The sequence below is a fragment of the Sphingomonas sp. genome (assembly GCF_019242355.1).
Taxonomy (GTDB): domain Bacteria; phylum Pseudomonadota; class Alphaproteobacteria; order Sphingomonadales; family Sphingomonadaceae; genus Sphingomicrobium.
Map to the genome: position 1 here is coordinate 1 of NZ_JAFAVR010000099.1, position 3,769 is coordinate 3,769.

Annotated in this window: 3 protein-coding genes and 1 pseudogene; 3 read left to right on the forward strand and 1 reads right to left on the reverse strand. The window is 63.1% G+C overall.

Features of this window, described 5'->3' with window-relative positions; translation table 11 throughout:
• The 3 genes and pseudogenes from JOZ79_RS04645 to JOZ79_RS04655 all read left to right on the forward strand — a co-directional run.
• Positions 1–309 (forward strand): annotated as a pseudogene (locus JOZ79_RS04645) (hypothetical protein); the annotation flags it as partial.
• A complete protein-coding gene (locus JOZ79_RS04650) occupies positions 302–2,104 on the forward strand; it encodes a hydantoinase B/oxoprolinase family protein (protein ID WP_294071280.1) in 1,803 nt (600 codons plus the stop codon). The pseudogene JOZ79_RS04645 and the gene JOZ79_RS04650, both read left to right, overlap by 8 nt.
• Before the next feature lie 153 nt (positions 2,105–2,257).
• The gene (locus JOZ79_RS04655) at positions 2,258–3,061 is read left to right on the forward strand and encodes a fumarylacetoacetate hydrolase family protein (protein WP_366514793.1); all 804 of its coding nucleotides are present in this window, start codon (positions 2,258–2,260) and stop codon (positions 3,059–3,061) included.
• A 112-nt stretch (positions 3,062–3,173) separates the two neighbouring features.
• Here JOZ79_RS04655 and JOZ79_RS04660 read toward each other — a convergent pair.
• A partial coding sequence (locus tag JOZ79_RS04660) for a hypothetical protein (protein ID WP_294071283.1) occupies positions 3,174–3,769 on the reverse strand: 596 nt, incomplete at its 5' end.

The following is a 3,769-nucleotide window of genomic DNA, read 5'->3' on the forward strand; positions in this document are numbered from 1 at the left end:
GCGGAGCTGGTCAGCCTGCGCGCGACGGTCTCGGGCGTGATGCCCAAGCCGCCGCAGCTTCCCGTGACGCGCGGCGAGGCCGAGCCCGAGAAGGGCGCGCTCCGTGCGGAGAAGCCGGTCTACTACAATGCCAAGTTCCTGCCGACGAAAGTATATCGACGTCCGGAGCTGCGTAGCGGCAATCGGGTCGAGGGACCTGCGCTGATCGAAGAGCACGCTTCTACCACCGTCATCTTCCCGGGGGATGTCATGACAGTCGATGAATTTGGAAATCTCGTCATCGAGATCGGGAGTGAACGCAATGTCTGAGACTAAGCAAACGGTGGACCCGATTACCGTCGAGATCATCCGCAAGGGCGTGCTTGCGGTGACCGAGGAGATGAAAACAAACCTGATGCGGACCGCGTACAACCTCATTATCTACGAGGCGCTGGACTTCACCGTCGGTCTGTTCACGGCCGCAGGTGAGACGATCTCGATTGGCCTCGGCCTGCCGATGTTCATTCGCGGCATGTCGGAGACAGTAAAGGCGAAGATCAGCCACTACGGGTTGGAGAACATCCATCCCGGCGACATCCTGGTGACCAACGACGCTTACACGACGGGAAGTCACCTCAACCACTTCACCTTCACCATGCCGATCTTCTACCAGGGTAAGCTCACCGCATTTGCCTGCTGCATGGCGCACTGGCTGGATGTCGGTGGCACCCTCGGGACCGTGACAACAGACATCTATTCCGAAGGAATTCAAATCCCGATCGTCAAATATCGGCGCGCCGGCGAGGTCAATCAGGAGCTGGTGGACATCATCGCAATGAACGTTCGACTTCCAGAACGGGCGATGGGCGACCTGCGCGCGCAAATCACGGCCGTAACGACTGGTGAACGCCGATTCCTCGAGTTGTTGGGTCGCTATGGACCCGAGCAGGTGCTCGATGCCGTATCCGTCATCATGGACCAGGCTGAGCAGACGGCTCGCGCCAACACGCGCCGCATCCCGGATGGGATGTACGAAGCGGAATCCTTCATGGACGATGACGGACTTGAAGTCGGCGAACGCGTGCCGATTCGGGTGCGGGTCGAGGTGCGCGGGGACGAGATGACGATCGACCTCTCGGACGTCTCCAGGCAGGTGCGCGGCTTCTACAACTCCGGGATCACCACCGGCTATGCCTGCGCGCAAGTCGCCCACAAATGCTTAACATCGCCAACGGATTACCCGGTGACGGATGGCAGCTTCCGCAATCTTACAGTCATCATCCCGCCCGGCACGATCGTGAGCGCTGAGCGTCCAGCACCGATGCGGGTGTGGATGACGTTTCCGATGACGGTAATCGACACGATCATAAAGGCTTTGTCGGAGGCGATCCCTAAGCAGGTCGCCGCCGGGCATCACGCCGACCTTGTATTCCCGAACATCCACGGCATCTCACCCAACGACGGCCGGTTCTACATCGTCGGCATCGGCCCGCTCGGTGGCGGCTGGGGCGCCAAGGCGACCGAGGATGGCGTCTCCGCGACCGTCTGCATCAATGACGGGGACACTCACAACAGCCCGACCGAGCAGCTCGAATCGAAGTTCCCGGTTTTGGTCGAGCGGTATCGCCTCCGCTCCGACAGTGCCGGACCGGGCAAGTTCCGCGGCGGGCTAGGGGCGGAGATGGTCGTTCAGGCGTTGGCACCGTTCTCGCTGACGACTCGCATTGACCGCGTGCATTGCCGCCCTTGGGGCCTGGCTGGCGGCGGCGAGGCGGTCGGGAACGGGATCGGCATCCGAACCGGGAGCGAGTGGAAGACCGACTTTGCCAACGCCAAGGTCTTCAATGTGCGGCTGCGCAAGGGCGACGCCTACATGATGCAGTCAGGCGGCGGTGGCGGCTTCGGCCCGGCCGTCGAGCGCGACCCCGAGTCGGTCGCGCGCGACGTTCGCCTCGGCTATGTCAGCCGGGCAGCCGCCCTCGACGATTACGGTGTGGTGCTCAAGCCCGAGGGCAGCGTCGACGCAGACGGGACGGCAGCCCGGCGTCGGCAGCTGGCGCGGCACAAGCCTTCTCGGCCGAGTTCCGATCCGAAGTATCAGGAACTCGAATTCCTGCCCGGCTAAGCCAACCGATGCGCGCTCGCCGTCAGACCGCGAGCGCACGGTCGCGTCAACGAACTGAGCCGCAATCAAAGGAGGACTTCGGTCTTCCGAATGCTGAGGACGGTAGAAATGAGATTTACCAGCTTCCAGACGAACGGCGCTCCGACATGGGGCGTGATCGAAGGCGACGAAGTGTTGGATTTAGGATCGGTGTTGCGAGACCGGTACCCGGACCTGAAGTCGGCGATTGTGGCCGGCGCATTGCAGCAGGTTGGCGAAAGCGCCTCCGAGGCGCCCCGGCACAAGCTGTCAGCCATCACTTGGCTTCCGCTCATTCCAAATCCTGACAAGATCTTGTGCATCGGACTGAACTACGAGACCCATCGCAAGGAAACCGGCCGAACGGAGGTGGAGAATCCAACCGTCTTTGCCCGTCATGCGAATAGCCAGATCGGTCATCTCGCGAACATCATCCGTCCCCGCGTCTCGCAAGATCTGGATTTCGAGGGTGAGGTTGCGGTCATCATCGGCAAGCCGGGCCGGTACATCTCCCGTGACGCTGCGTGGGATCACATCGCGGGCTACTCCCTCTACAATGACGGCAGCGTGCGGGATTTCCAGCGCCACACGCATCAGTTCCATCCGGGCAAGAACTTCCCCAACACCGGCGCTCTCGGGCCTTGGATGGTGACGCCGGACGAGCTGGGCGACCTTGGCAAGCTTCGTCTCCAGACGCGAGTGAACGGCCAGGTCGTCCAAGATGCGCTGATCGAACAAATGATCTTCGACATCCCACGCCAGATCGAATACTGCTCGACATTCACACGGCTCGAGCCCGGGGACGTGATCGCGACGGGTACTCCAGGCGGGGTAGGCGCAAAGCGCAACCCGCCACTTTGGCTGAAGCCAGGCGATACGGTCGAGGTCGAGTTGGATCGGCTGGGTGTTCTGCGGAACGGAGTTGCCGACGAGGGCTGACAGGAGTGTTTTCCGGAGAGCGGATTCGGGACCCAATTCGGCTTTGCGCAATCGGCTGCCGCTGCCGCTGCCGCAGAACTGCGCGCCTCGCAATGACGGTGGGTGGGCGGGGTTATCGGCGAGAGCGCAGCAGAAATTCGCGGCCGAGTTTGACCATGGGTTCGCCGTCGTATTCGACGATGTCGGCGGTGGCGTAGGTTTCGGGCCAGAGGGCGGGGATGAAGCTGCCAGTGCCCACCACGTCGATCGGGGCGCGGGCGTCGGCCATCGTCTGGCATTTTTCGACGCCGAAGCCGGAGGAGACCACGAGACGCACGCGCGGGTATCCGGCGGCGTCCAGCGACTCGCGCAGGTGCCAGATGGCGGCGGCGGAGACGCCGGTGCCGATCAGATGGCGGAGCTCGGTGTCGCTGCGGTAGCGGCGGATCGCGCCGGGGGCGTGGCGTTCCAGGACCGCGTAGCTCTCGGCGGGGCTTAAACCTTCGACGAAGCGGCCGCCGTGGGTGTCGAGGCGCAGCGCGACGCGCCCGGCGGCGGCGAGGTCAGAAAAACGGCGGCAGACATTTAAGCCGTCGCTTACCTCGCGGCCGAAATAGTCGACGAGGACGGTGAGGTTCTCGTCCGGAAATGTCTCGTGGAACATTTCCGCGGCGCGGAGCGTGGAGCCGGCGTAGCCGATCAGCGCGTGCGGCATCGTGCCGCGGCCCT